The sequence below is a fragment of the Thermobifida halotolerans genome, from assembly GCF_003574835.2.
Taxonomy (GTDB): domain Bacteria; phylum Actinomycetota; class Actinomycetes; order Streptosporangiales; family Streptosporangiaceae; genus Thermobifida; species Thermobifida halotolerans.
In genome coordinates, this window is the sequence record NZ_CP063196.1 from 5,148,917 (window position 1) to 5,175,432 (window position 26,516).

Consider the following 26,516-nt stretch of genomic DNA (forward strand, 5'->3'; position numbering starts at 1 on the left):
CCTCGGCTTCGGCGCCGACGGAGACTGCCCGACCGCCAACAGCACGGCCAGAACAGCGGCCAGAACACGGGAGACCGTGGTGACCACCTTCTTCCAACGCGTGACGAACGGACAGTGAAGTTACGGACACACACCCTATCCGTGTGACAGAAGAAAAGAGACGGGCAGACGAGCACCGATTCCGGACGTTCCCACCCGGGAGGAACCGCAGGCGGAGCGGTTCCCGGCGGGTGGGCGGATGAAGACCGCCCGGCTTGGCTCTAGGCTTGAGGCATGTCGTCGAAACGCCACATTCTGACTGCGGTGGCCTGGCCCTACGCCAACGGCCCCCGCCACATCGGGCATGTTTCCGGGTTCGGGGTCCCCTCCGACGTCTTCGCGCGCTTCCAGCGAATGTCCGGCAACGACGTGCTCATGGTCAGTGGCACCGACGAACACGGAACGCCGATCCAGGTGCTGGCCGACCAGGAGGGCATGACCGCCCGCGAGCTGGCCGACCGCTACAACCGGATCATCGCCGAGGACCTCGTCGCGCTCGGACTGTCCTACGACCTGTTCACCCGCACCACGACCGCCAACCACTACGCGGTGGCGCAGGAGCTGTTCACCGGTCTGCACCGCAACGGCTACATCTTCGGCAAGACCACCAAGGGCGCGATCTCGCCGTCCACGGGCCGTACGCTGCCCGACCGCTACGTCGAGGGCACCTGCCCCATCTGCGGCTACGACGGCGCGCGCGGGGACCAGTGCGACAACTGCGGCAACCAGCTCGACCCGATCGACCTGATCAACCCGAGGTCCAGGATCAACGGCGAGACGCCGGAGTTCGTCGACACCGAGCACTTCATGCTGGACCTGCCCGCCTTCGCCGAGATCCTCGGCGAGTGGCTGAAGAGCAAGCAGGGCCAGTGGCGGCCCAACGTCCTGAAGTTCTCGCTGAACCTGCTCGACGAACTGCAGCCCAGGGCGATCACCCGCGACCTCGACTGGGGCGTGCCGATTCCGCTGGAGGGGTGGCGCGACCAGCCCAACAAGCGCCTCTACGTCTGGTTCGACGCGGTCATCGGATACCTGTCCGCCTCCATCGAGTGGGCCAGGCGCACCGGCGACCCCGAGGCGTGGCGCAGGTGGTGGCAGAACGACGAGGCCGAGTCCTTCTACTTCATGGGCAAGGACAACATCGTCTTCCACTCCGAGATCTGGCCCGCCATGCTGCTCGGCTACAGCGGCAGGGGAGCCAGGGACGGCGAGCCCGGGTCGCTGGGCGCGCTGAACCTGCCCACCGAGGTGGTCTCCAGCGAGTTCCTGACGATGGAGGGCCGCAAGTTCTCCTCGTCGCGCCGCGTCGTCATCTACGTGCGCGACTTCCTGGAGCGCTACGACGCCGACGCGCTGCGCTACTACATCATCGCGGCCGGACCCGAGACCCAGGACACCGACTTCACCTGGGCCGAGTTCGTGCGCCGCAACAACGACGAACTCGTGGCGGCCTGGGGCAACCTGGTCAACCGGTCCATCTCGATGGCGGCCAAGAACATCGGCCACATCCCCGAGGCGGGCGAGCTCACCGACGTCGACCGCGCGGTGCTGGACACCTCGAAGGCGGCGTTCGCGACCGTGGGCGAGCGGCTGAACCGGTCGCAGTTCAAGGCCGCCCTCCAGGAGGCCATGCGCACGGTCGCCGAGGCCAACAAGTACATCTCCGACCAGGCGCCCTGGAAGCTGAAGAAGACCGACCCGGAGCGGATGGCGACCGTCCTGCACGTCGCCCTCCAACTGGTGAGCGACGCCAAGACGCTGCTCACCCCGTTCCTGCCCGCCTCGTCGAACAGGGTCCACGAGATGCTCGGCGGCCAGGGCACGTGGACGGGCATGCCGCGCCTGGAGGAGGTCACCGACGCGATCGGCGGCGAGGAGGGCGTGTCCACCTATCCGGTGATCACCGGCGACTACGCCGACAACGAGGCGCGCTGGGAGTCGGTGCCGATCGTGCCCGGCACCCCGCTGAAGCCGCCGACGCCGCTGTTCCGCAAGCTCGACCAGTCCGTGGTCGACGAGGAGCTGGCCCGACTGGAGGAGGCGGCCGGATAGCGGTCCTCCCCTCCGTCCGGTCCTGACGCCGCGGCCACTCCCGAACGCCGGGAGTGGCCGCGGCGTCGTTTCGGGGGTCAGGGCAGGAGTCCGGCGGCCAGCAGGGTGAGCAGGCTTCCGGCGGCGAAGGCGAGCGCGGGGGCGGCGGCGCACAGGGCGTCGGCGATGCGGCGGCGCAGCGGGGTGCGGAGTCTGCGGGCGTAGTAGTCCTCGGTGGCGTGGGCGGGCCAGTGCCGGCCGGTCCGGTGGGTGCCGCAGGCCAGGGCGCGCAGGTGGGCGATGTGGTCGGTGGTGGCCGGGCCGTCGGCCGGTTCACGCTGCTCACGCTCCCCGAGCACACCGCACCCGGCCTCGTCTACATCGAATACAGCTACGGTAGCCTCTACCTTGATCGCAAAGACGACCTCAAGCGCTACTCCTGGATGTTCGAGCAGCTTCACGCCGACGCTTTGGCCCCCAGCGCGACCTCGTCTCTCATCCGGCAGGTGATGAAGGAACTCTCATGACCAACGCCGAGTCTTCCAGACCTCTCCAAGACGCGGTTCTCCCTCCCACCTCATGGCGAAAGAGTTCCTACAGCGGCGGAACCGGCGGCTCCTGTGTGGAGGTCGCCACCGCTCCCGACGTCTCGGCCGTCCGCGACACCCGGCACCGGCACCTGGGGTATCTGGAGTTCCCCATCGCCGAGTGGGCCGCCTTCCTCACCGCCGCCAGGCGCGAAGCCCTCTGATTGACGTGACGCTGCCACGTCAAGCGGCGAGTTGGTGGGTGGTGTGGAGGGCGTGACCTTGACGTGAGAGGGCGGTAACCGCAGTTCACAGCCTTCATCCGTCAAGATCATCGGTGTTGGGGGCGGCGGGTGGCCACGGACCGGGGCTCGGGTGGACGGTGAACCGGCCGGTGTGCTTCGGCCGGGAGGCCCGGCAGCCTTACCGGGGGCTTGGGTGGTGGAGGGGCTGGGAGGTGAGGCGCCGCGGTGGTAGTCCCTCCGGGGACCGGAGCGGCGGTCAGGGTTGCCGCGCCTCGCGGCCGAAGCACCACCGCCACCCGACCGCCGACCCCGGCCCTGACCTCGTTGATCCTGACACAGTGGGCCGCCCGACCGCGTTCCGGTGCCCGCTGCCGTCAGGACCACGCCCGTCGGGACCAGGCCCAGAAGTCCAGGGCCGGGTCGGCCAGTGCCTCGACCACATCGGGATCGCCCAGGACGGCCGCCGCACCGGGAAGATGACGGTCGCGCAGGATCGAACGCATGCACACGAACGCGGCGGCGCGATCCCGCGTGAGAGCGGCGCGGTTGAGGCCGAAGACCTCGATGGTCGCCTCGCCCCGTTCGGACAGCGCCTCGTACTCCCCGAGGGTCAGCAGCAGGCTGAGAAGCAGGTAGCGTCCTCGACGCTCGGATCGACCAGCCGTGGGGTCCCGCCGTCCGCCCGAGGGAAGCGTTCGCGCTTCTCGTGGCTGTTGCAACGGGAGTAGGCGAGCAGGTGATCGCACCAGTCGAAGGTGCGCGGCGGAGTCTCGGCGATGGGTTCGGAGTGACCGATGTCGGTGCCGAGACTGTCGCCGCAGTACATGCACCGGTCGATGCCGGTGGCCATCGTGGAGAGCAGGTCCCGCACTGCTCTGCGGACGTCCCGCGCCGCCTGCCGCCTGCTCCGCGCCGTCTTGGGCGTGGCCCCGGCGCTCCGTAGCGCTTTTGTGCTCATGGTCAGCCGGTCACTCACTGAGGTTTGAGTGGTGGGTGCTGTGGTGGGTGCGGGTTGCTTTCCGGAAGGGTCGGGGGAGGGGGTATTCCGCCTGGGTGTTCGGGGTGGCGGGCCACCGGGGGCTGGACTGGAATACCCCGGCCGGGGCCTGGCTGGGACACCCCCGGCGGGGGTGCGGAGTGGGCCGGGGGACTGGACGGGCGTGCGTGGTTCCCGCAGACCCGGTCCTCCACGGGAATCCCGCCATCAAACCCCGGTCAGTTGTTCGGGCAGTCCCACCCGCCGGATGCGGATCAGGTCAGGTCCGGTTGATCCGTCCCGCAACCTCGTCCACCCGAGCGGTGAGCGAACTCGTCAGGGTCTTCCTCAACCGCTCGTACTCGCTCACCTCTTCGGGAACGGCAGTGCCGCGCAGCACGGCGGACTCCAGGCGCGCCAGCCGCCGTCGCTTCTCCTCGGCACGTTCCGAGTAGGGCGAGTCGGTCCCGAACAGTTCGGTGAGTAGCGCGTCGTCGCCGCTGCCGTAGACCACCCGCTCGTACAGGTCCTCGGAGACCACGCGGGGCGGTTCGTCCTCGTCCACGCCGGGCAGGTGGATCAGGCCGCCCGGGTCGGCGCTGCGGCAGATGTGGGGACTGTGCGTGGACACGACGAACTGGACGCGGGGGAAGTGCCGCTTCAGCCAGTCGCCGATGGTCCGCTGCCAGCCCGCGTGCAGGTGCGCCTCGACCTCGTCGACCAGCACCACGCCGGGGCAGACCACGGCCGGGGAGCCGCCGTGCTCGCCGACCATCCCGGGGCCGAACACCTCGAAGGCGTGCCGCACCAGGTCCGCCACCAGCGCCACGACCACGCGGTGGCCGTCGCCCAACTCCCCGAGCGGGAACTCCTCGCCGCCGCGGGCCACCCACAGGCCGTCGCCGTCCAACCGCACCACCCGGAACCCGTCGGGCAGCAGGCCGTCGTCGAGTAGCGAGAGCACGAACCCCGGCAGTTCGGCGAAGCCCTCCCGCCACCCCAGGTGGACGCCGGTCAGCCACCGCAGACCCTCGGCGAGCGAGGAGTCCGCGCCGAACAGGTCGGCGAGCCGGGACACCGACCCCGGCACGGGCACCGGCCGCCCCGACCGCGGCCATCCCCCGTCCGGCCGCCGGAACGGGCCGTAGCCGACGACGAACCAGCCCCGGGGCTCCTCCGTCCACGGGCCGTTCTCCAGCAGGACCGTCCGGTCCGGTTCGATGAGGAACTGCGGCCGGGCGCCGCCGAAGTCACTCCAGTACAGTTCGGCCTCGAACGGCTCCCGCAGCACATCCCGCCCTCTGGAGCCGCGGTCCCAGTCCGGGTCCGGCCGGACCAGCGCGCGCACCCGGCCGTCCGTCTCCCCCCGCGACAGCCAGCCCCGGAAGTCCGACACCAGGCCGCGCCCCACCGTAGGCCCGACCAGCGCCAACGCCAGCGCGCGCAGCAGCGTCGTCTTCCCCGCCCCGTTGGGTCCCGCCAGCACCGTCCAGCCCGCGTGGCCGCCGTCGGGGCGGGTGAGCCGCAGTTCGGCGCTGCGCGCACCGTGGAACCCGCGGATTCCGGAGACAGCCAGCTCTGCGACGTACAAGAAGCGCTCCGAGCACGGGGTGGGGAGGGGGGACCGTACCCCGCCAGGATAGGTGCGTTCCGCCCCGGCCCCGTGGCCCACGCCGCAGAGCGGGGAGTCCGCACCCTCCATAGACTTGCCTTCCGTGAGCAAGAGCAAGCGCCAGCGAGAGAACCGGGACCGGGCACGCACGGAGCCGCCGCCGCTGCCCGAACCGCTGCGGGTGGCGGTGCCCGACTGCCACACCCACATGGACATGCAGGGCGGCGACGTCGCGGCGATCGTGGCCAGGGCCGCCTCGGTCGGGATCACCCCGCTCGTGCAGGTCGGCTGCGACCTGCCCGGGTCGCGGTGGGCGGTGCGGGCCGCGACCGAGCACGACACGGTGTGGGCGGCCGTGGCGCTGCACCCCAACGAGGCCCCGCGCATCGTGCACGGCGTCACGGCGGAGGAGGCCACCGAGTGGGACCCGGTGCGTCCCGCCGGGGGAGAGGCCGCCCTGGACGAGGCGCTCGCCGAGATCGACGCCCTCGCCGCCCACGAGCGGGTGCGCGCCGTCGGCGAGACCGGGCTGGACCACTACCGCACCGGCCCCGAGGGCCGGGCCGCCCAGGAGCGGTCCTTCCGGGCCCACATCGCCATCGCCAAGAGGCACGGCAAGGCGCTGATGATCCACGACCGCGACGCCCACGACGACGTGCTGCGCGTCCTCGCCGAGGAGGGCGCCCCCGAACGGGTGGTGTTCCACTGCTTCTCCGGCGACGCCGAGATGGTCAAGGTCTGCGCCGACCGCGGCTACTACATGAGCTTCGCGGGCAACGTCACCTTCGCCAGCGCCCAGCAGCTGCGCGACGCCGCCGCCGTCGCCCCGCCGGACCTGCTGCTGGTCGAGACCGACGCGCCGTTCCTCACCCCCAAGCCGTACCGGGGCCGCCCCAACGCCCCCTACCTCGTCCCGCACACCCTGCGCGCCCTGGCCGAGGTCAGGGGCACGGCCGAGGACGACCTCGCCGAGGCCGTGGCCGCCAACGCCCGCCGCGCCTTCGACCTGCCCTGACCCGCGACGCCGGAAGTGGACACGGCCGTGCTCCCGGAGCCACCGGGAACGGCCGAAGGCAACTCCGGGAGCACGACCACGTCGGGGCTCAGAGGTCCACGCCCCACTCCTTCAGGGTCTCCGCCAGGTCGGGCGCCGCCGTGCCGGGGGCGCGCGTGTTCCGGCCGGGGGTGCGGCTGAACCGCGGCGCGGGGCCCGGGTAGACGACGTCGCCGTCGCGCACGACCGACCCGCGCGCCCTGACGTGCGGGTGGTCGGCGGCCTCGGCCATGCTCAGTACGGGCGACACGCACGCGTCGGTGTCGGCGAAGACCTCCGCCCACTCGTCGCGGGTCCGCGTGCGCAGTACGGCGGCGAAGCGCTCCCGCAGCACCGGCCAGCCCGAGGCGTTCCACTGCTCGGGCAGTCCGGCCGCGTCCAGACCGGTCCGCTCCAGAAACACCGCGTAGAACTGCGGCTCCAGACAGGCCACCGCCAGGTGGCGGCCGTCGGCGCACTCGTAGACGTCGTAGAACGGCGCGCCCGTGTCCAGGTAGTTGGCGCCGCGCTCGTCACTCCACAGCCCCTGGGCGCGGTCCTCGTACATCATCGACATCAGCAGGGCGCTGCCGTCCACCATGGCCGCGTCCACCACCTGGCCCCGTCCCGACCGGCCGCGCTCCACCAGGGCGGCGAGGATGCCGGTGACCGCGAACATGCTTCCGCCGCCGAAGTCGCCGAGCAGGTTGACCGGCGGAACGGGGGCCTGCCCCCGGCGGCCCACGCTGTGCAGCGCCCCGTTCAGGGAGATGTAGTTCATGTCGTGCCCGGCCCGCCGGGCCAGCGGCCCGTCCTGGCCCCAGCCGGTCATCCGGGCGTACACCAGCCGCGGGTTGGCCGCCAGGCACTCCTCGGGCCCCAGTCCGAGCCGTTCCATCACCCCGGGCCGGAACCCCTCCAGCAGGACGTCGGCGGCGGCGACCACGGCACGCACCGAGCCGATCCCCTCCGGTGACTTCAGGTCGGCCTCCAGGGTCGGGCGTCCCGCGCTCATCTGCGGCCGCCGCGCCCCCGGGGCGAGCGCGGGAGAGCCGGGGCGGTCCACCCGGACGACATCGGCCCCCAGGTCGGACAGCAGCATGGCCGCCATCGGCCCCGGCCCGATCCCGGCGAACTCCACGACGCGGATCCCGTTGAGCGGTCCCATGCAGCAGCCTCCGAAGTGCGACGAACCAAACTGGAAAAAGACGCGCTCCCATTGTGCTCCCCGGCGGGGAGCGGCCGTGGGCGGGGCGGCCGTGCTCCCGCGGACCACGGGTGGGACACGCCATTCGGAAAGGACAACAGCGGGTAGAATTACCAGGAAAGCAGAATTTCTCCAAGTGACGGCATCGGTCCCGAAAAACGCGAATCTCCCGGCCATTTCCTCCCGCAATCCCGCGGCAACGCAGAAAGAGATCCGCTGGCGTGTCCGTTCCCTCCACCGTGCCCTCCGCCCCCGACTGGCAGTTGCGCGTCCGAACGTTCGACGGCGATACGGCGGGCGCCGGGGTTCTCGTCTCGCCGCGCCACGTCCTCACCTGCGCCCACGTGGTCTGCGCGGCCCTGGGAAGACCCTGGGAGGAGGCCGGTACGCCGCGCCCCGCGGAACCGGTGGCGCTGGACGCGCCCCGCGGCGGTGGCGCCTGGCAGGCCGCCGCGACGGTCCTCGACGACGGCTGGTTCGTCGACCGCTCCCCCTGGGACGCCGCGGTGCTGCTGCTCGACCGCCCGGCCCCGGCCGCCCCGCCCACGCTCCGGAGCCGCGGCGGCGCCGACCGGCCGGGGCGCGCGGTGAGCATGGTGGGCTTCTCCGCCGACGAGGCGCCCGCCGGGGTGTGGTCCCACGGGGTGCTGATCGGCCGGGGCGGGCGCCACCACGAGCACGTCCAGTTCGACATCAGGTCCTCGACGAGCGCCCGGATCACCGGCGGATTCAGCGGCAGCGGTGTCCGGGAGGACCCCGGTGGGGCGCTGGTCGGCATCGTCTGCGACGCCCACCAGGACGACAGGGGACTCGGGGTGAGCGGCTGGATGATCCCCGTCGAGACCGTTCCCAACGTGTGGGGCGGCGACGTCTCCGCTCCGCCGTCGCAACCGCTCCGGGACAGCCCTCGGACGGTGCACGCCCTCGCCCTCGCCCTGGCCGAGACGCCCACGGTTGCCGATCCGGAGGCCAGGCGGGAGTTCTACCGCCTCCTCGCCCCCCGGATCCGCCGCAGCCTCCGCGTCGACCTCGCCCCCGGGCTCTTCGCCTCCCGGCTCGTCGGGGTGGCGCGGGACCACGGACTGCTGCACGAGGCGGTCGCCGCGCTCGACCTGCTGGAAGAGGGCAGTCCGCCGATGCGGCGGGTCTGGGAGGCGGCCGGACCGCTGCTGGACCGGGAATGAAGCGCGCCCGCGCGAAACTGGTGAAGGCGCTGTGCGACGTGCCGTCGGTGTACGACGGGACACGGCGGAGCATCCTGTGGGAGTACCTCCCCGAGCAGACCAGGGGCCTTCTCAGGACGGAGGGGGCGGCGAAGGACTTCGCCGAGATTCTGGTCTCCCTGTGCGTCAGGCAGCGGAGACTGTGGACGGTGCTGCGCTGGATCCGCGACCTCGAGGACGACTCCCTGCCCGTGCGGGGCGCGTTCGACGCCGCCGACCCCCTCCTGGAGGACGAGGAGTGGGAGCTGTTCGGCCTGGTCCCCGAGGACCGGTACGGGGTGGAGGCATGGCGGGAGCTGCGCCGGGCACTGCACGCGCTCCCCTGCACCGGCCGGATACACGACGCCTACGAGAGCGCCGTGGCGCACCTGCTGCTGAGACCCGAGACCCCCGAACCCGTGACCGCGTGGGAGGCCTACCTCGACCTACGGGACATCGGTCCCGACCTGCAGAACAGGAACCCGGACGGGGTCTTCCTGCACTGGGTCGCGAAGCTGACGTCCGAGGCCGGCGGTGTCGGGGCCGTGCACCGGTGGCTCTCCCACCGGGAGGCGCTCTTCGGCGAGGCGTCGCGGGAACCGGAGGAGGAGCCGTCCGTCGCGGACGACTCGCCGCCGAGGCTCCTCATCGAGGTGGTCCCCGACCCGGACCCGAACAGGCTGCGGATCACCCACTGGACGGTGACGCGCCCCCTCGTCGGCGCGGAACCGGTCTTCAGCGCCACCGAGGAGCTGACCGGGATCACCGAACAGGAACTGCCCCACCGGGTCTCCGCCCTGATCAGCAGAGCGGAGAGGCAGCAGCGACGGATAAGTCATGAGAGATTCCGACTGGAATTCATATTTCCGTTTTCGCTGCTCTTCCGGTTCGCCGTGCAGCACTGGCGGCTGAGCGCACCGGAAGGCGTCGATCCGCCGCGGATCGGCTCGCGGTACGAGATAATCCTCCGCAGTAGAGAATTCGTCCGCGGTGAGAACGAGGAATACCTGTACGCCCGGGGCTCCTGCGAGCGGCGCTGGCAACTCCTGGAAGACGGGGAGGAGCACGGGTTGGCCAAGAGCGCGTCGGAGGACGACATGCCTCCCGGAAGAAGCATGACCGAGTATCTCGGCGATGAGCGTATCGTGGCCTTCATCGCCTGCGAACGCCCCGACGCCGACTGGAAAAGCCAGGTGCATACGGCCGTGTACTGCGGGGTGCCGGTGGTGGCGTGGCAGAGGACGGAGAACGGCAGGGACCTTCGGCCCCGGTTCCGCGAGCTTCTCACGTGTGAGGGGGAGAGAGTGTACAGGGCGGGTATCAAGAACCTACCGAAGAACCTGTACGTCTCCCGCTCCAGAAACAGCACCCCGGAGGAGCGGGAGAGTTCCGGTGAAAGCTATGCCCTCTCCGTGATTCATCACGACTGCCAGCAGATATTCCTCGGCCAGGGGGACATGCTCTCCACCGGAAACATCCAGTAGACCCGAAGACCGGCACGAGGGGCACGCCAATGGCCGTATCCGAAACACCGGGTTCCGGAGCACCCCATTCCACGGAAGAGGGAACGGCGGTTCCCGAATGGTGGATCTTCCACGGCACCGGACGTCCGCGGCCCCACCTCGACCTCGCCGCGGAACTCCCGCCCCCGCCCCGGTGGCGCACCTACGGCGGCGGCCCGCACCTGCCGCCCCCGCCACCGGTCGACGAGGACGAGGAGACCGGACGCGTGCTCGGCGTCGCCCCGACGGCCCTCGCGCCGCGCCGCCCCCTCGGGGAGAACGAACGCGCACGCCTGTCGAAGGTCAACGCCGCCCTGTACCTGCGCCGCCCCCTGCTGGTCCAGGGGCCGCCCGGGGTCGGCAAGTCCGCTCTGGCCGCCCAGCTCGCGCGGGAGCTCAACCTCGGCCGGGTGCTGCGGTGGACCGTCGACAGCCGCAGCACACTCCGCTCCGGAGTCTATGACTACGATCCGATCTCCCAGATCCACGACCTGAACCTGGAGAGCGTCCGGTGCGGACCGCGCACGGCCGCGGACCGCCGCTACGCGCCCACCGACGAGGAGACCGCGCACCTGCGCAGCAGCGCCCAGCGGATCGGGCGCTACCTGCGCCTGGGGCCCCTCGGCACCGCCTTCCTGCCCTACCGGCTGCCCCGGGTCCTCCTCATCGAGGGCCTCGACCGGGGCGACTACGACCTCGCCACAGACCTGCTCACCCTCCTGGAGCGCGGCGGCTACACCATCCCCGAACTGCACCGGCTGCGCACGGTCGCACCCGAGATCACCGTCCCCACCAACGACCCGCGGCGCGAGGCGACCATCACCGACGGAGAGGTCCGCTGCTCCGCCTTCCCGGTCGTGGTCATCACCTGCGGTACGGAACGCCCCTTCCCGCCCGAGTTCCTGCGCAGATGCATCCCGGTGGAGCACACCACACCGACCGGGGCGGAACTCGCCGACATCGTCGCGGCCCACTTCTCCGGCGGGCTGCCCGCCCACGCGAACTCCCTGATCACCGACTTCCTGCGGCGCGGCGCCGAAGGATCGACGCTGGCCGTCGACCAACTGCTGAACGCGGTCCACCTGGCCACGGTCATCGACCCCGGAGCGGACGGGGCACTCGACGAGGACCTCCTGCGCGAGCTCTCCGCGCTGCTGTGGCACCGGCTCACGGACACGCTCGGATGAGCGACCCCCGCCACGCCCCCGAGCCGGACCGCGCGGCGCGACGGCCCCGGTCCGGACCGACGCGGGGATCCGGCGACACGCCTCCGCCGGTCGCCGGATGGGAACTCGCCGACGCGGTCTACCTCGCGGCCTGGCGGGAGGCGAGGAGTCCCGGCGGCGTCCACCCGGCCGACACCGCACCGACCGCACCGGTCCCGGCGGAACGGCCGCCGGAGTCCGCCTCCGCCGACCCGGGCAGGCCGGGGACCGCCTTCCCGGCACTGCCCGACCGCCAGGGCCTGGTCCGCGCACTGCGCCCGTTCCACCTGCGCCTCCCCGACCCCCACTGGCCGCGGTTCGACCCCGAGACGACCGCACGCGACCACGCCCAAAACCTGCTGACCGCGGCGGAGACCCCGGGGACGCGCGGCCACGGGCCGGTTCCGCTCGTGCCCCGGTCGACGCCGGACACCCGGCCGGGGGTCCGCCTCACGGTCCTCGCCGACGAGAGCGTCTCCATGCTCTTCCAACAGCAGGTGGTCAAGGACCTCGTCGGCCTGCTGCGCTCCTCGGGGGCCTTCCGCTCGGTGCGGCTGCGGCGCTTCGAGTCCGACACGGCGACCCCCGCCCGTGTCGTCGTCCACGGCCCCGACGACGACACCGCCCCCGACCAGGGCGCGCTGCGCGTCGCCGTGGTCCTCAGCGACGGCGTCGGACAGGGCTGGGCCACGGGAAGCGTGCAGAGCTGGCTCGGCGGCCTCGCGCGCCGCCTGCCAGTCGGCGTCGTCCACCTGCTCGCCCCCCGCCAGTGGCGCAGAACCGGCATCCGCCCCGAACCGATGGAGGTGACCGCCTCCGCCGCGTCGCGCGCCCCCGCCAACCGGCACTACTCGGCGCGCCCGTTCCAGTGGCCGGAGGAACTCCCCCTCCCGGAGACCGGGGCAGCGCCCCCGGAGTCCTCGCTGGTCCTGCCCGTCCTGCCGCTGCGCGCCGAAGCCATCCGGACATGGGCCGAGTTCGTCATGGGCCGGCGCGCCGGACGGACCCTCAACGTCAGCGCGCTGCGGGTGGTCCCCGACGACGCCGCCGCCAACGCCGTCGCCCCCGAACGCGGAACCGGGACCGACACCCCGGTCGAAGCGGTGCGGCGCTTCCACCACAACTCCTCCGCGGCGGCGTTCCAGCTCGCGGTGGACCTGGCCGCGGTACCCCTGACCGGCCCGGCGATCGACACCGTGTGCCGGTGGGGCTCGGGCCGCTCCCCGGTCCCCGAACTCACCGAGATCCTCTTCAGCGGACTGGTCCGCGCGGTCGACTCCGCAACCGCCACCCCGGCCCGGCGGATCGAGTGGGAGTACCGGACCGGCATCCGCAGAACACTGCTGTCCCTCGGCGGACGCCGATCCCGCATCCGCAGCGTGCTGGCCCTGCTGGCCTCCTCCTTCGCAGACGCCGACCCCTGGTTCCGGGTGCTCGGCCAGATCCTCGTCGGTGACGACGTCCGGCTGCCCGAACTCGACGAGACGTCGCTGCGGCTCGCCGACGACACCCTGCCCGCCCTCGAATGCATCGGACTGACCAGCGGATACCGCGAACTGGTGCGGAGCGTCAGCGGGCGCACACTGCCCGGGGGAGAGGTCGTCTACCAGGGGCGCCACTCCGTCCACCTCGACCGGGCGTACGGCGCGGAGGCGACGGCGCGGCGACCGGGCGTCGCCGTCGGCGGCCGTTCCGGAGAAGCCGCCCGGGCGCCGCACCTGTCCAACACTTCCCCTACTCCCACAGCCGAGAGCACCACGACGTCCCAGGGGGCCGCTTCGATGCCAGGAAACCCGTCAGACAGCACCGGTTCACGCCGCACCCGCCGCTTCGGGAGCGCCGCCACCGCATGGGGGAGCATCCCGCCGCGCAACCCCATGTTCACCGGCCGCGGCGAACTGCTCACGAGCCTGCGGGGACAGCTGGTCGCCAACTCCGAGCAGGGACGGATGGTGCCGAGCGTGCTGAACGGCATGCCCGGCATCGGCAAGACGCAACTGGCGACGGAGTACCTGTACCGCTACAGCGAGGACTACGACCTCATCTGGTGGGTGCGTGCCAACCAGGCCAACCAGATCCACGAGGCCTACGCCCTCCTCGCCCAGGAGTTGGGGGTGTTCCAGCCGGGCTCCTCCATCAGCAGCATGGTGCACACCGTCCGCGAGGCGCTGCGCCGAGGCGAACCCTACGCGCGGTGGCTGCTGGTCTTCGACGACGCCCAGAAGCCCGAGGACGTCGCCCCCTACCTGCCGGTCGGCGGCGACGGGCACATCGTCATCACCTCCCGCAACATGGTGTGGGCGGCGCGCGGCTACCACGCCACGCTGACCGTGGACGTCTTCAGCCGCCAGGAGAGCATCGACCTGCTCCGCAAGTGCGGTCCCGAGGACCTCACCGACAGCGAGGCCGACGAACTCGCCGATGTCCTGGACGACCTGCCGATCGCCCTCCGGCAGGCGGCGGCGTGGATGAACGAGACCGCCACCCCCGCCTCCGAGTACCTGGCGCAGTTCCGGGAGAAGCGGTCGGAGGTCCTGCCGACGCTCAGCCCGGCCGATCCCGACTACCCCGTCACGGTGGTCACCGCGTGGAACGTCTCCCTGGACAAGCTCGCCACCACCAACCCGGCGGCACTGCAACTGCTCCAGGTCTGCTCGTTCTTCTCCACCGCGCCCATCCCCCGCTACCTCTTCGCCTACGCCCGGGACATCCCCGCGCCCCCCGCGCTCAGCGAGGCGCTGGGCAACCCCACCAAGCTGGGGCGCGCCTTCGGCGAGATCAGCCGCTACGGACTGGCGCAGATCAACCACCGTACACACACCCTCCAACTGCACCTGCTGGTGCAGCGCGCGCTGCGGTTCTCCCTGTCGGAGGAGGAACGGAGGTACCTCCGGCACTGCGCGCACATGCTGCTCGCCAAGAGCGACCCGCACGACACCTCCCCCGAGGCGCGGAGCCGCTACGCCCAGCTCCTCCCCCACATCTGGGCCTCCGAGGCGTGGGAGTGCGACGACCCCTGGGTGCGTGAGCTCGTCATCCAGCAGATCTACGTCACCGACCTGCGCGGCGAGTACGACGACGCCAGGAAGCTCGCGAAGACCGCGCTGGCGGCGTGGCGGACGCGGCTCGGCGCGACCGCTCCGGAGACCCTCCGCGCCGAACTGCGCCTGGTGCGCGTCCTGCGGAACCTCGGCGAGCACCGCAGGGCCTACGAGCTGTGCGAGCGGGTGCTGAACATCCTCACCGAGCGGCACGGCCCCGACGCGGGAGAGACGCTGGAGGCCAGCAACGAGTTCATCCGCGACCTGCGGTTCGCGGGAAGGTTTCGGGAGTCCACGGAGCTCGCCCGCACGGTCTACGACAAGTACCGGCGGCTGCTGGGACCGGACGATCCCGAGACGCTGGAGGCCACCCACCGCTACGCCTACGCGCTGCTGCTCAGCGGCGACCACCGGCGGGCCGCCGAGCTGTTCTGGGAGGCCTACCAGAACAAGGAGATGATCCTGGGGCCCAACGAGCCCACGACGCTGGCGTCGGTCGACGGCTACGCCGACGCGCTGATAGAGGCGGGCGACTACACCGAGGCCCTGCGGCTGCAACGGGAGAACACCGAGCGGGTGCGGGAGCTCTTCGGACTCAGGCACCAGGGCACGCTCAGCAACATGGGCTCGCTCTCGGCCATGCTGCGCCGCGCCGGTCACCTGGACGAGGCGGTCAGCCTCTCCGAGACCGTCTGGCGGGAGGCGAGCAACCGGTTCGGCGCCGAGAGCCGCGTGGCGTTGTACGCCGCCTCCAACTACGCGACGTCCCTGCGGACTGTCAACCGCTACCGCGAGGCCCTGGAACTCGCCGAGGAGGCGTGCCGCCGGTACGCCGACCTGCTCGGTGAGGACCACCCCCACGTCGCGGCGGCCAACGTGAACCGGGCGGTGACCCTGCGCGTCCTGGGCCGGGCTGCCGAGGCCCGCGCGATCGACGAGCAGGCGCTGCGGGTGCTCACCGAACGGCTTGGGGAGGAGCACACCAGTACGCTCGCCTGCGCGGTCAACCTGGCCAGCGACCTCTTCGCCCTCGGAGACGTCTCCGGGGCGCTGCGCCGCGACTCCGAGGTGCTGGAACGCTGCCGCGGGATGCTGACCGACCGGCACCCGCTCACCCTCCTGGCGCGGCGCAACCTCGTCCTGGACCGGCGGGGGGCGGGCGAGGACGTCGCCGAGGAACTCGCCGTGGTCGAGCAGTTGTACGTCGAGATCATGGGGGACCAGCATCCGGCGACGCTGTCGGTGCGGCAGGGAATACGCGGAAACGCCGACGTCTATCTCGGCCCGCTGTGAGGGCGGGGAAACGGAACAGGGCGGAACGGACAACGGAACGGAAACCCGAACCGGCCTCGCGGCCGGTTCAGAAACCGTGGAATTTCACCTGGTGGATGAACGAGACCCACTCCTCTGCCGGGACGGGGATCTCCGTGGAATCCGGGTGGACCGAATCACGCATCACCACGGCTCTCCAGCGCGGAAAACGCACCTCGACACATGCGTTCCCGTTATTTTCCTCGGAGTGGCTCGATTTCCGCCAGGACGTTCTCTCCTGACCGGAAGCGGCGGGGGGAACCGGGACGCGCTCCCCCGGGGCACACGCGTCCCGGTTGACACTGGACTCCATTCGGCTACCCGTCGTCGTCTGGTCCTCTGACACCGTTCTCGACCCGTGACAGCGCCATTGCGGTGCACGGTCCTCCCTCACCGGAGAATTCAGCCGGTTGTCGACTATCGGGTTATATCCCCAAAACCCGTAAACTTCAGTCACTCGAATGCGGGGCGGCTCCGACCCGGAAAAACCCGTTGCCACCGGTCTTCTCCGCCCCCGCGACCGGGAAAGGAACGCAGATGACCCAACTCGTCGCCCTCACCGTCGACAACGAGACGGAAATCCTCGTCGAACCCGCGGGAACCCGCAGCGGCCCCGTCAATGTGGCCCGGCCCGGTGTCCGGCAGGCGCGCAGACACCTGGAGCAGGTTTTCGGGCAGGTCCGCCAGATCGCCGAGACCGTCGCCGACAAGATCCGGGACCTGCCGCAGCGCCCCGACGAGGTGACCGTGGAACTCGGTGTCGGACTCACCACCACCGCCGACGTGTTCATCGCCCAGTCCACCGCGAACGCCGCGTTCAAGGTGACGCTCACCTGGAAGGCGGCCTCCCGGGAGGAGTGAACCCCACCCGCACCCGCCTGCCACAATGGGCGGGTGACCGAACCCGACAGCGCCGACGTCCGCCTGCTCACCCCCGCCGACGTGCGGCGGCTCGCCGACAGGCTGGGGGTGCGCCCCACCAAGACCCTCGGCCAGAACTTCGTCATCGACCCCGGCACCGTACGACGGATCGTACGCGCCGCGCAGGTCGGCCCCGACGACGTCGTCGTCGAGGTCGGCCCCGGACTCGGTTCGCTCACCCTGGCGCTGCTGCCCCACGTGCGCCACGTCACCGCGGTCGAGATCGACCCCCGCCTCGCCGAGGCGCTGCCCGAGACCGTCGCCGCCCACGCCCCCGACCTCGCCCACCGGCTGCGGGTGGTCGCCGCCGACGCCCTGCGCGTCACCGAACTGCCCGACCCCCAGCCCACCGCGCTGGTCGCCAACCTCCCCTACAACGTGGCCGTCCCCGTGGTGCTGCACCTGCTGCGCCTGCTGCCCTCACTCGACAGGGGGCTGGTCATGGTGCAGGCCGAGGTCGCCGACCGGTTGGCCGCACCCCCCGGTGGACGCTCCTACGGCGCGCCGTCGGTCAAGGCCGCCTGGTACGCCGAGGTGCGCCGCGCCGGAGCGATCGGCCGCACCGTGTTCTGGCCGGCGCCCAACGTCGACTCCGGACTCGTCGCGCTGCGCCGCCGTCCCGCGCCCGACACCGAAGCCACCCGCGAGGAGGTCTTCGCGGTCGTCGACGCCGCCTTCGCGCAGCGCCGCAAGACGCTGCGCGCCGCCCTGGCCGGCTGGGCGGGGTCGGCGGCCGCCGCGGAGGCCGCCCTGCGCGCCGCCGGAGTGGACCCCAGGGCCCGCGGGGAGGCACTGGAGGTCACCGACTTCGCCCGGATCGCCGAACACCGCCCCTGACTGAGGCCGCGGGACCCTACACCGGCTGGCCGTTGTCCAACCCGAAGGTCATCCCGTGGCTGTCCCGCGAACCGCGCAGTGTCAGAGACTGCGGTTCGCCGGCGATGGGAACCAGGAAGACGAGCCGCCCCTCGACGGTCTCGCCCTGGCCGATGGGACCGTCCCAGAGCGGGTCGAGCAGCTCCTCGCTGCGGGGCGGCTCGGCCTCGATCTCCTCGCCCCCCAGATCGAGGGTCTGCAGTTCGGGGGAGAACTCCAACGGCACGCTCGAGACGTTGCGCACCTCGATCCGGAACACGCAGTACTCGAAGGGGCCGTTGATGATCCGGCGTCCCCCGGCCGAGTCCGAGCACTCCGTTTCGAGAACCCGGGACTCCAGGACACCGTCGGACTTCAGCCCTCCGTCCGACTCGGACCTGCCCGGAGGGTCCTCCTTGGACTCCTCGGGAGCGGCGGGCGCGTCCTGGCCCTGCTCCCCCTGGGAGTCGCTCCCGCCGAACGGGAACCCGTTCACGAACGACACCGCGACCATGCCGAGGAGCACCGCCAGCAGTACCGCCCCGACCACCACGAGGGCCACGACCAGCCGGGCCGGACGGCCGTCCGGGCGCATCGGCCGGTGCGGCGGAAGCGGATTCGGCGGCACGTACGGGCGCGCCTGGACCCCGCCCGTCGCGGACTGCTGCGGTGGTGCGCCGGGTGGCTGCCCCCCACCGCCCGTGTTCGGCGGAACGGCCGGGAACTGCCCCGTGTGGTGCGGTCCAGGCGGCCCCTGGCGCTGCGGCATCGGGGAGTTCTGCGGCGGCCCCTGCGCGCCCGCGGGCGGATGCGACGGCATCGGCCCGGGAGCCCCCTGCTGCGGGTAGGGCTGCGGCACGACCGCGGTCTGCGGAGGCCGCATCCCGGTGTGCGCCTGGTGGGCGCCCGGCGGCGGATACCCCGGCGGCACCGGAGGCAGGTTCGGCCGCCACGACTGGTGCAGCGCATGGCTGACCATGTCGTTGGCGTCGTTGTTCGCCGCCCCTCCGGCCAGCTCCAGCAGCAGCTCCTGCGCGCTGGGACGCTGGTCGGGGTCCTTCGCCAACGCCCTGGCGACCAACCGGTCCAACGGGGCGTCCAGACCGCCGATGTCGGGCTCGGCGAACAGCATCCGCTTGCCCAGCGTCATGGCGTCGCCGTTGCCGAACGGGTGCCTGCCGTTGCCCGCGAAAGCCACCAGACAGCCCCAGGCGAAGATGTCGGCCTTCGTGGTGACCTTCTCCTCCAGCAGCTGCTCCGGCGCCATCCACCCCGGACTGCCCATCACGATCCCGGTCTGGGTGTGACTGGTGGAGGTGTTCAGCGCCCGGGCGATACCGAAGTCGATCACCCGCGGCCCCGACAGCGACAGCAGCACGTTCGCCGGCTTGAGGTCGCGGTGCACCAGGCCCGCCTTGTGGATGGCGGCCAGCGCCGCGGCCACGCCCAGCGCGAAGCCGTGCAGCGTGCCCGAGTCGAGCGGCCCGTGCTCGGCGATGTGCTCCGCCAGCGCCGTCCCGGCGATGTACTCGGTGACCATGTACGGCCGGTTCTCGAACGTACCGTGGTCGAGCACCTTGGCCGTGCAGAAGGAGGCGACCCTGCGGGCGTTCTCCATCTCGTCGCGGAAACGCGCCCGGGTGGCCTCGTCGAAGGCCAGCTCGGGGCGGATGACCTTGATCGCTACATGGGTTCCCTTCTCCGGGGCACGGCCCAGGTAGACCGTCCCCATTCCTCCGCTGCCCAGACGTCCGACCAGCACGTAAGGACCGATGGTCGCCGGGTCTCCGGCGGCCAGCGGTTCCAGGTTCTTCGGGAGCCCATCCGACGGCAAGCGATCCTCCCCGACGGTGTCCAAACTCCGTCTCGGCCTCAACGGTAGCGGGGATTGTGCCCCGATACCCACCCACACGGACCGTCGGGTCCGGAGTGGCAACGCAAGCGACGCCGGTGAAACGAGAATCGCTGCTGTTTGGTGGACCAACCATCCCGAGCGCGACGGGTGACCCACCCAAGAATCCCATACTGGGCGCCCGGATTCACAGAGGCGGGGAGTCCCGTACGATCTAGGACTCGTGAACGCTACGACGGCCGTCACCGTACGTGTCCCCGCGAAGGTGAATCTGCAACTCGCGGTGGGCCCCGCCCGCGACGACGGCTACCACGGCCTGGTCAACGTCTTCCACGCCGTCTCCCTCTTCGACGAGGTCACCGTCTCCGCAGCCCCCGACCTGCGGCCGGGGACGGCGGCCCTGAGTGTCGACGGCGACCGGCCCGACCACGTCGCCCGCGTCCCGCTCGACGACGGCAACCTCGCGGCGCGCGCGGCGGCCCTGCTGGCCCGCGAGACCCCGACCGCCACCGGGGTGCGCATCCACCTGAGCAAGGCCATCCCGGTCGCCGGGGGCATGGCCGGGGGCAGTGCCGACGCCGCCGCCGCACTTGTGGCGTGCAACACACTCTGGGGCGGGGGAGTCTCCCGGACGCGGCTTCTCGAACTCGCCGCGGACCTCGGCAGCGACGTCCCCTTCCCGCTGCTGGGCCGCACGGCCGTCGGCACCGGGCGGGGTGAGCGCCTGGCCCCGGTTCCGGTGCGCGGAACGTTCCACTGGGTCTTCGCCCTGGCCGAAGGCGGACTGTCCACGGCCGAGGTGTTCGCCGAGTACGACCGGCTGCGGCCGGACGCCCCCCAGCCCCGGCTCGACGAGGAGCTCGTGGCCGCGCTCGCCGCCGGAGACGCCCTCCGGCTCGGCGCGGCGCTCGGCAACGACCTGCAACGGGCAGCCCTGTCCCTGCGCCCCGGCCTGGGCGCGGTCCTCGACGTCGGCCGCGACGCCGGAGCGCTGGGCGCGATCGTGTCCGGCTCCGGACCCACCTGCGCCTTCCTCGTCGGGTCCCCGGACCGCGCCCGCGAACTCGCCGCGGCCCTGCGCGACTCCAAGGAGTGCGCCGACGCCGTCATCGCCCACGGCCCCGTCCCCGGAGCCACCGTCGTGTGACCCCGCCCGGGAGGGCACGGGGGGCGCTTCGCCCCAGAGGGGCGCCGGCCCCTAGACCCCGCCCTCCCCGGCCGGTTTGAGCAGGGGAGCGCCAGGCCCCAGGGCGGCCAGCGCGTCGTCGCTGTTGTGCAGTCCGCACGAACGCAGCGACAGGCACCCGCAGCCGATGCACGACGTCAGCCGGTCCCGCAGCCGCTGCAGCGCGTCGATCCTCGTGTCCAGTTCGTCCCGCCACACCCGCGACAGCCGCGCCCAGTCCTCGGCGGTGGGCGTGCGCTCGTCGGGAAGCGTGGCCAGCGCCTCCTGGATCTGCGTGAGCGTCAGCCCCACCCGCTGCGCGGCCGAGACGAACGCCAGACGGCGCAGCGTGCTGCGGTGGTAGCGGCGCTGGTTGCCCGCCGTCCGCTCCGCGCGGATCAGCCCCCGCGCCTCGTAGAACCGCAGCGCGCTGTGCGACATCCCACTGCGCTCGGCGAGCTGGCCGATGGTGAGCCGAACCGGAAGGTGTCCCATGCCTGACCTCGCTCTCGTGTCTCCCATCCGGCCTTAACCTAGCTTGAGGTCTCCCGCCGGCCGCGCGGCCGCGCCCCGGACACCGCCGCCCCGCCCGTACACCGCACCCCGCCGCACCCGCGACAATGGAAGACGATGAACCTCGTCAACCTCCAAGACGTCTCACTGGCCTACGGCCCTCTGGTGCTCCTCGACTCCGTCTCCCTCGGGATCGACGAGGGCGAGCGGATCGGCATCGTGAGCCGCAACGGCGGCGGCAAGTCCACACTCGTGTCCGTCATCGCCGGACGGCTCCCACCCGACTCCGGCCGGGTCGTCCACAGTCGCGGCCTGCGGGTGGGCTTCCTCCACCAGCAGGACAGCTTCCCCGACACCACCGTCGGCCGGTTCGTCCTGGGTGAGAGGGCCGAACACGAATGGGCGGGCGACGCCCGGGTCCGCGACGTGCTGCGCGGCCTGCTGTCCGGCTGGGACCTCAACACCCACATGGCCCGGTTGTCCGGCGGGGAACGCCGCCGCGCCGGACTCGCCAGGATGCTCATCGACACCCACGACCTGATCGTTCTGGACGAACCCACCAACCACCTCGACATCGAGGGCATCGCCTGGCTCGCCGAGCACGTCAACGGCCGCCGCGAGGCCGTCGCCGTCGTCACCCACGACCGCTGGTTCCTCGACGCGGTCACCCACCGCACCTGGGAGGTCGTGGACGGCCGGGTCGAACGCTACGAGGGCGGGTACGCCGCCTACGTGCTCGCCAAGGCCGAACGGCAGCGCCTCGCCCAGGCCGCCGAGGAGCGCCGCCAGAACCTCGTGCGCAAGGAACTGGCCTGGCTGCGCCGCGGACCGCCCGCCCGCACCTCCAAGCCCAAGTTCCGCATCGACGCCGCGAACGCGCTCATCGCCGACGAACCGCCCGTCCGCGACACCGTGGAACTGGTCCGCTTCGCCAGCTCCCGACTCGGCAAGACGGTCATCGACGTCAAGGACGTCACCCTCAGGGCCGGGGACACCACCCTGCTGGAACACCTCACCTGGCAGCTCGGCCCCGGCGACCGGATCGGCCTGGTGGGCGTCAACGGCTCCGGCAAGACGACGCTGCTGCGGCTGCTCGCCAAGGAGCGCGGCCCCGACGCCGGACACGTGCGCCACGGCAAGACCGTCAACCTCGGCCACCTCTCGCAGAACCTCACCGAGCTGGACCCCGAGGCCCGCCCGCTGCAGGCGGTCACCGAGATCCGCCAGCACGTCACCATCGGCAGGAAGGAGCACTCCGCCAGCCAGATGCTGGAGCGCTTCGGCTTCCGAGGAGAACGCCAGTGGACCCCCATCGGCGACCTCTCCGGCGGTGAGCGGCGGCGGCTGCAGCTGCTCAGGCTGCTCATGACCGAGCCCAACGTCCTGCTCCTGGACGAGCCCACCAACGACCTGGACATCGAGACGCTGACCGAGCTGGAGGACCTGCTCGACGGCTGGCCCGGGTCACTGGTGGTGGTCAGCCACGACCGCTACTTCCTGGAGCGGATCTGCGACCGGGTCTTCGCCCTGCTCGGCGACCGCACCCTGCGCCACCTGCCCGGCGGCGTCGACGAGTACCTGCGGCGGCGCGCCGAGACGGCCGACGGCGGAGAGGTCCCCCAGGACCGCTCCCGGACCGACGCCGACGAGGCCCGGCAGGACGCTCCCAGGCTGTCGGCGGCCGAGCGCCGGGCGGCGCAGAAGGAGATGCAGCGCATCGAACGCCGCATCGACCGCATCAGCGCGCGAGAGACCGAACTCCACGCGCTCATGGCCGAGGCCGCCGACGACTACACCCGTCTGGCGGAACTCGACGCCGAACTCAAGACCCTCACCGCCGAGAAGGCGGAACTGGAGGACGCCTGGCTGGCCGAGGCCGAGAAGACGGGAGACTGACCGTCCTGCCGCGCTGCCCGCGTCATCCCTGCGCGGGCGGCGGGCGGGACGCTCCTCCCCGCGGGAGCGGGACGCCGCTCCCGCGCTCAGTCCCGCATCACCTCCTCGACGAGCGCGGCGACCTCCTTCGCCCCCGCCTCGTTGAGCTGGACGGCGGGCCCCCGCTCGGTGTCGCACATCCACGTGTACCGGCACACGTTGCGCACGTTGGTCGGCAGTCCGTCCTCGCCGTCCTCGGGAACCTCGAAGTTCTCCATGTCGAACCGTGTGGCCACGTTCGCCACGGTGATCCCCTCGGCGTTGTAGGCGTCGGTGACCGTGCCGTTGATCGCGGCGAGCATGCCGTTGGTGTAGTTGGCGGTGTCCTGGTAGGTCCGGTCGTCGTCGTCCTCCGCCGCGACGGCGCTGGTCACCTCCTCGGCCAGGTACATCGCCAGCAGCGGGTTGTAGGAGGTGACCCCGACGATCTCGACGTCCTCACCGGCGGCGGCACGCAGCCGCTGGGCGATCACCGGGGCGTCCTGCGCGACCTGCTCCAGGTTCTGCGCCACGCACTCGCGGTCGATCGCGGTCGTCAGTTCGCCGTCCTCGCCCCGGGCGCACGAGAAGAGGTTGTTGCCGCCGATGTTCACCGTCACCAGCCGCACGCGGTCCCTGTTCTCCTCCAGGAACGCCTCGGCCGCGGCCAACTGCGAGCCCTCCTCGTACTCGCAGCCCTCGGCGCCGCCGTTGACGAAGGTGGCGGTGTTCTCACCGGCGCACCCCAGCTTCACGTGCTCCACGCCCGGGGGGTCGTCGGACAGGGACGAGAACACCACGTCGGTGTAGCCCTGCTCGGTCTCGACGGGTTCGCCCGACTCGTCGGGCTGCACACCGACCGCCAGGCCGTCACCCAGCGACAGGTAGTACTGCGTCTCCGCGTCGCCCGAGCCGCAACCCGAGGCCGTCAGCGCCACCGCGGCCGCGGCGGCGGGGATCCAGGAAAACCGGCGCATGTTGTCTCACGTCTCTTCTCTCGCAGGTGAATCGGTTCAGCGAGCCCCCTGCGTAGCATGCCGGTAACAGACCGCAAAAAGCTAGTCATGGACAGGTCACGACTTCTGTCCGCTACCGGGGACGTGCGGCGCCGCACCACCCGCCGCAGCGCCAGAAACCCCGAGACGGCCGACGGACCGGACAGGTCACTCCGGCCCGTCCAACGGCGCGAGAACCGTCCGCAGCAGCGCGGCCAACCGGGCGCGCTCGGCGCTTCCGAGCGCGCCCAGCAGCGACTCCTCACAGCGCAGCAGGTCCGCCAGAGCCGCGTCCACCCGCTCCCGACCCTCGTCGGTGAGCCGGACCAGCACCCCCCGCCGGTCCGCCGGATCGGGAAGCCGACGCACCAACTGGGCCTGGGCCAACCGGTCGATCCGGTTCGTCATGGTCCCCGAGGTCACCAGCGTGGCGCGCAGCAGGCGTCCCGGACTCAACTCGTAGGGAGCACCGGAGCGACGCAACTCCGCGAGCACGTCGAACTCCCACGGCTCCAGATCGTGCTCGGTGAACACCGAGCGGCGCGCGCGGTCGAGGTGCCGGGCCAGCCGGGAGACCCGGCTCAGCACCTGGAGCGGCTCCACGTCGAGATCCGGGCGCTCCGCACGCCACGCCTCGACCAGACCGTCAACCTCATCACGCATACACCCAGCATATCTCTTGATATCAAGATAACCGGCGGAACGCGGCCGACACTCAGTCCCGCCTGCGCGACCGCGCCGCGTCCACCCCCGGCTTGGCGTCCAGTCGCGACAGCCCGTTCCACGCCAGGTTCACCAGGTGCGCCGCCACCACCTCACGCTTCGGGCGGCGCACCTCCAACCACCACTGACCGGTCAACGCGACCATGCCCACCAGCGCCTGCGCGTACAGCGGAGCCAGCTTCGGGTCGTAGCCGCGCGACCGGAACTCCTCCGCCAGCACGTGCTCCGCCTGGGTGGCGATGTCACTGATCAGACTCGCGAAACTCCCCGTCCCCGAGGCCGCGTGGGAGTCACGCGCCAGGATCCGGAACCCCTCGCTGTGCTCCTCCACGTACCGCAGCAGCGCCAGAGCGGCGCCCTCCAGCTTCTGCCGCGGACTCCCCTCGACCAGCGCGTCGCTGACCAGGCCGAGCAGGCACTGCATCTCGCGGTCCACAACAACCGCGTAGACCCCCTCCTTGCCCCCGAAGTGCTCGTACACCACGGGCTTGGAGACCCCGGCGCGGGCCGCGATCTCCTCCACCGACGTGGCGTCGAAGCCCCGTTCGGCGAACAGTTCCCTGCCGATCGCGAGAAGCTGTTCCCGGCGCTCCTTGCCGGTCATGCGCTGCTTTTTACGGGCCTTGGGATTCTGTTCGCTCACGGCTTCCATCATGGCCGATTCGGTCAGGCCGCAACACGCTTGGCGGCCAGCCGCTCGGGGTCGGGCCAGCGCACCTTGGTGGCCCACCCCAGCTTCTCGAAGGCCCAGATGATCCGGGCCGAGATGTCGATCTGCCCCTTGAGCACCCCGTGCCGCGCGCAGGTGGGGTCGGCGTGGTGCAGGTTGTGCCAGGACTCCCCGAAGGACGGGATCGCCAGCCACCACACGTTGCGGGATCGGTCGCGCACAGAGAAGTTCTCCTCGCCGATGGTGTGGCAGATGGAGTTCACCGACCAGGTGATGTGGTGCAGCACCGCGACGCGCACCAGGCTCGCCCAGAAGAACGCGGTGAACGCGCCCCACCACGACATGGTCACCAGGCCGCCGATCACCGGCGGGATCAGCAGCGAGGCGAGCACGAACACCCAGAAGTACCGGTCGATGCGGACCAGGTCCCTGTCCTTGAGCAGGTCCGGGGCGAACCGCTTGGGCGAGGTCTTCTGCTCGTCCAGGAACAGCCACCCCATGTGCGCGTAGAACATGCCCTTGGCCACCGAGCGCCAGTCGTCGCCGAACCGCCACGGCGAGTGCGGGTCGCCCTCGTGGTCGGAGTACTTGTGGTGGCGGCGGTGGTCGGCCACCCACTTGATGACCCCGCCCTCGATCGCCATGGACCCGGCGACCGCCAGCGCGATCTTCAGCGGGCGGTTGGCCCGGAACGAGCCGTGGGTGAACAGGCGGTGGTAGCCCACCGTGACGCCCAGCCCGCTGATGAGGTAGAAGGCCACGCCGATGATGACGTCGGTCCAGGTCAGTCCCCACCCCCAGGCGAAGGGCACCGCGGCGGCGACCGCCAGCAGCGGGATGAGGACGAAGGCGAAGACGGTGTAGCGCTCGGTCCTGCTGCGCTTCTCCTCCAGGATCTCCGGCTCGGGAGCCGGTCTTGCCTTCTGGAGCAGTTTCTCGGATGTCGCGGACATTGCCCACCTCGTTCTGGATGGCCG

24 protein-coding genes are annotated in these 26,516 nt (G+C 71.5%); 12 read left to right on the forward strand and 12 right to left on the reverse strand.

Going from position 1 to position 26,516, the window contains the following annotated elements:
* The first annotated feature begins 273 nt into the window (after positions 1-273).
* Entirely contained in the window at positions 274-2,091 is a 1,818-nt protein-coding gene (gene metG / locus NI17_RS22770) for a methionine--tRNA ligase (RefSeq protein ID WP_068687422.1), read from the forward strand.
* Between the two features lie 77 nt (positions 2,092-2,168).
* On the opposite strand, the gene NI17_RS22775 is transcribed toward metG, so the two are convergent.
* Positions 2,169-2,429 carry a hypothetical protein gene (locus NI17_RS22775; protein ID WP_068687423.1) on the reverse strand — a complete coding sequence of 87 codons (261 nt, stop codon included), beginning with the start codon at positions 2,427-2,429 and terminating at the stop codon, positions 2,169-2,171.
* Here NI17_RS22775 and NI17_RS24770 point away from each other — a divergent pair.
* Complete coding sequence (locus tag NI17_RS24770) at positions 2,373-2,597, forward strand: Scr1 family TA system antitoxin-like transcriptional regulator (RefSeq protein ID WP_394326739.1); 225 nt, start codon at positions 2,373-2,375, stop codon at positions 2,595-2,597. The two genes, NI17_RS22775 and NI17_RS24770, sit on opposite strands and share 57 nt — an antisense overlap.
* Complete coding sequence (locus NI17_RS22780; RefSeq protein ID WP_068687424.1) at positions 2,594-2,821, forward strand: DUF397 domain-containing protein; 228 nt, start codon at positions 2,594-2,596, stop codon at positions 2,819-2,821. Before NI17_RS24770 ends, NI17_RS22780 begins: the two co-directional genes overlap by 4 nt.
* Before the next feature lie 395 nt (positions 2,822-3,216).
* Here the strand turns inward: NI17_RS22780 and NI17_RS24500 are convergent, their stop codons facing one another.
* From NI17_RS24500 to NI17_RS22790, 3 genes are all read right to left on the reverse strand, one after another.
* On the reverse strand, positions 3,217-3,345 hold the full coding sequence (locus tag NI17_RS24500) for a hypothetical protein (RefSeq protein WP_267887153.1): 129 nt from the start codon (positions 3,343-3,345) through the stop codon (positions 3,217-3,219).
* 107 nt (positions 3,346-3,452) lie between these two features.
* A complete protein-coding gene (locus tag NI17_RS22785; protein ID WP_147416943.1) occupies positions 3,453-3,800 on the reverse strand; it encodes a hypothetical protein in 348 nt (115 codons plus the stop codon).
* A 298-nt stretch (positions 3,801-4,098) separates the two neighbouring features.
* Complete coding sequence (locus tag NI17_RS22790; protein WP_068687427.1) at positions 4,099-5,409, reverse strand: AAA family ATPase; 1,311 nt, start codon at positions 5,407-5,409, stop codon at positions 4,099-4,101.
* Between the two features lie 115 nt (positions 5,410-5,524).
* Here NI17_RS22790 and NI17_RS22795 point away from each other — a divergent pair, with 115 nt between their 5' ends.
* Complete coding sequence (locus NI17_RS22795) at positions 5,525-6,445, forward strand: TatD family hydrolase (RefSeq protein WP_068687428.1); 921 nt, start codon at positions 5,525-5,527, stop codon at positions 6,443-6,445.
* 88 nt (positions 6,446-6,533) lie between these two features.
* On the opposite strand, the gene NI17_RS22800 is transcribed toward NI17_RS22795, so the two are convergent.
* Entirely contained in the window at positions 6,534-7,631 is a 1,098-nt protein-coding gene (locus tag NI17_RS22800; RefSeq protein WP_068687429.1) for a CaiB/BaiF CoA transferase family protein, read from the reverse strand.
* A gap of 260 nt (positions 7,632-7,891) precedes the next feature.
* On the opposite strand from NI17_RS22800, the gene NI17_RS22805 reads away from it, so the two are divergent.
* Genes NI17_RS22805 through fxsT form a run of 4 tightly spaced genes read left to right on the forward strand, consistent with a single transcriptional unit; the run spans position 7,892 to position 15,913 of the window.
* Positions 7,892-8,854, forward strand: coding sequence for a trypsin-like peptidase domain-containing protein (locus NI17_RS22805; protein ID WP_068687430.1), 963 nt, complete (start codon positions 7,892-7,894; stop codon positions 8,852-8,854).
* A complete protein-coding gene (locus NI17_RS22810) occupies positions 8,851-10,356 on the forward strand; it encodes a hypothetical protein (protein WP_068687431.1) in 1,506 nt (501 codons plus the stop codon). The genes NI17_RS22805 and NI17_RS22810 overlap by 4 nt, the downstream gene beginning before the upstream one ends.
* Positions 10,357-10,385: 29 nt before the next feature.
* Positions 10,386-11,561, forward strand: a complete 1,176-nt coding sequence (locus NI17_RS22815) for a MoxR family ATPase (protein ID WP_068687432.1) — start codon at positions 10,386-10,388, stop codon at positions 11,559-11,561.
* Entirely contained in the window at positions 11,558-15,913 is a 4,356-nt protein-coding gene (fxsT, locus tag NI17_RS22820; RefSeq protein WP_119267798.1) for an FxSxx-COOH system tetratricopeptide repeat protein, read from the forward strand. The genes NI17_RS22815 and fxsT overlap by 4 nt, the downstream gene beginning before the upstream one ends.
* Positions 15,914-15,980: 67 nt before the next feature.
* Here fxsT and NI17_RS22825 read toward each other — a convergent pair whose 3' ends face one another.
* Positions 15,981-16,244, reverse strand: coding sequence for a DUF397 domain-containing protein (locus NI17_RS22825; protein WP_084012361.1), 264 nt, complete (start codon positions 16,242-16,244; stop codon positions 15,981-15,983).
* Positions 16,245-16,468: 224 nt separating this feature from the next.
* Between NI17_RS22825 and NI17_RS22830 the strand changes: the two genes are divergently transcribed.
* Both NI17_RS22830 and rsmA read left to right on the forward strand, forming a co-directional pair.
* A complete protein-coding gene (locus NI17_RS22830) occupies positions 16,469-16,792 on the forward strand; it encodes a CU044_2847 family protein (protein WP_068687435.1) in 324 nt (107 codons plus the stop codon).
* A gap of 33 nt (positions 16,793-16,825) precedes the next feature.
* Positions 16,826-17,689 (forward strand): 16S rRNA (adenine(1518)-N(6)/adenine(1519)-N(6))-dimethyltransferase RsmA, encoded by an 864-nt coding sequence (gene rsmA, locus NI17_RS22835; RefSeq protein WP_068687436.1) that lies wholly within the window; start codon positions 16,826-16,828, stop codon positions 17,687-17,689.
* 16 nt (positions 17,690-17,705) lie between these two features.
* Here rsmA and NI17_RS22840 read toward each other — a convergent pair whose 3' ends face one another.
* Positions 17,706-19,541: a serine/threonine-protein kinase gene (locus tag NI17_RS22840; protein ID WP_068687903.1), complete on the reverse strand. Its 1,836-nt coding sequence runs from the start codon at positions 19,539-19,541 to the stop codon at positions 17,706-17,708.
* Positions 19,542-19,782: 241 nt separating this feature from the next.
* On the opposite strand from NI17_RS22840, the gene NI17_RS22845 reads away from it, so the two are divergent.
* Positions 19,783-20,706: a 4-(cytidine 5'-diphospho)-2-C-methyl-D-erythritol kinase gene (locus NI17_RS22845; protein WP_068687437.1), complete on the forward strand. Its 924-nt coding sequence runs from the start codon at positions 19,783-19,785 to the stop codon at positions 20,704-20,706.
* Between the two features lie 51 nt (positions 20,707-20,757).
* Here the strand turns inward: NI17_RS22845 and soxR are convergent, their stop codons facing one another.
* Positions 20,758-21,219, reverse strand: coding sequence for a redox-sensitive transcriptional activator SoxR (gene soxR, locus NI17_RS22850; protein WP_068687438.1), 462 nt, complete (start codon positions 21,217-21,219; stop codon positions 20,758-20,760).
* A gap of 135 nt (positions 21,220-21,354) precedes the next feature.
* Here soxR and NI17_RS22855 point away from each other — a divergent pair, with 135 nt between their 5' ends.
* Positions 21,355-23,133: an ABC-F family ATP-binding cassette domain-containing protein gene (locus NI17_RS22855; protein ID WP_068687439.1), complete on the forward strand. Its 1,779-nt coding sequence runs from the start codon at positions 21,355-21,357 to the stop codon at positions 23,131-23,133.
* A gap of 86 nt (positions 23,134-23,219) precedes the next feature.
* Here NI17_RS22855 and NI17_RS22860 read toward each other — a convergent pair whose 3' ends face one another.
* From NI17_RS22860 to NI17_RS22875, 4 genes are all read right to left on the reverse strand, one after another.
* Positions 23,220-24,128, reverse strand: a complete 909-nt coding sequence (locus tag NI17_RS22860; protein WP_068687440.1) for an SGNH/GDSL hydrolase family protein — start codon at positions 24,126-24,128, stop codon at positions 23,220-23,222.
* A gap of 186 nt (positions 24,129-24,314) precedes the next feature.
* Positions 24,315-24,809 (reverse strand): MarR family winged helix-turn-helix transcriptional regulator, encoded by a 495-nt coding sequence (locus NI17_RS22865; protein WP_068687441.1) that lies wholly within the window; start codon positions 24,807-24,809, stop codon positions 24,315-24,317.
* 52 nt (positions 24,810-24,861) lie between these two features.
* Positions 24,862-25,521: a TetR/AcrR family transcriptional regulator gene (locus NI17_RS22870; protein ID WP_068687904.1), complete on the reverse strand. Its 660-nt coding sequence runs from the start codon at positions 25,519-25,521 to the stop codon at positions 24,862-24,864.
* A gap of 14 nt (positions 25,522-25,535) precedes the next feature.
* Complete coding sequence (locus NI17_RS22875) at positions 25,536-26,492, reverse strand: acyl-CoA desaturase (RefSeq protein ID WP_068687442.1); 957 nt, start codon at positions 26,490-26,492, stop codon at positions 25,536-25,538.
* Positions 26,493-26,516: the final 24 nt, after the last annotated feature.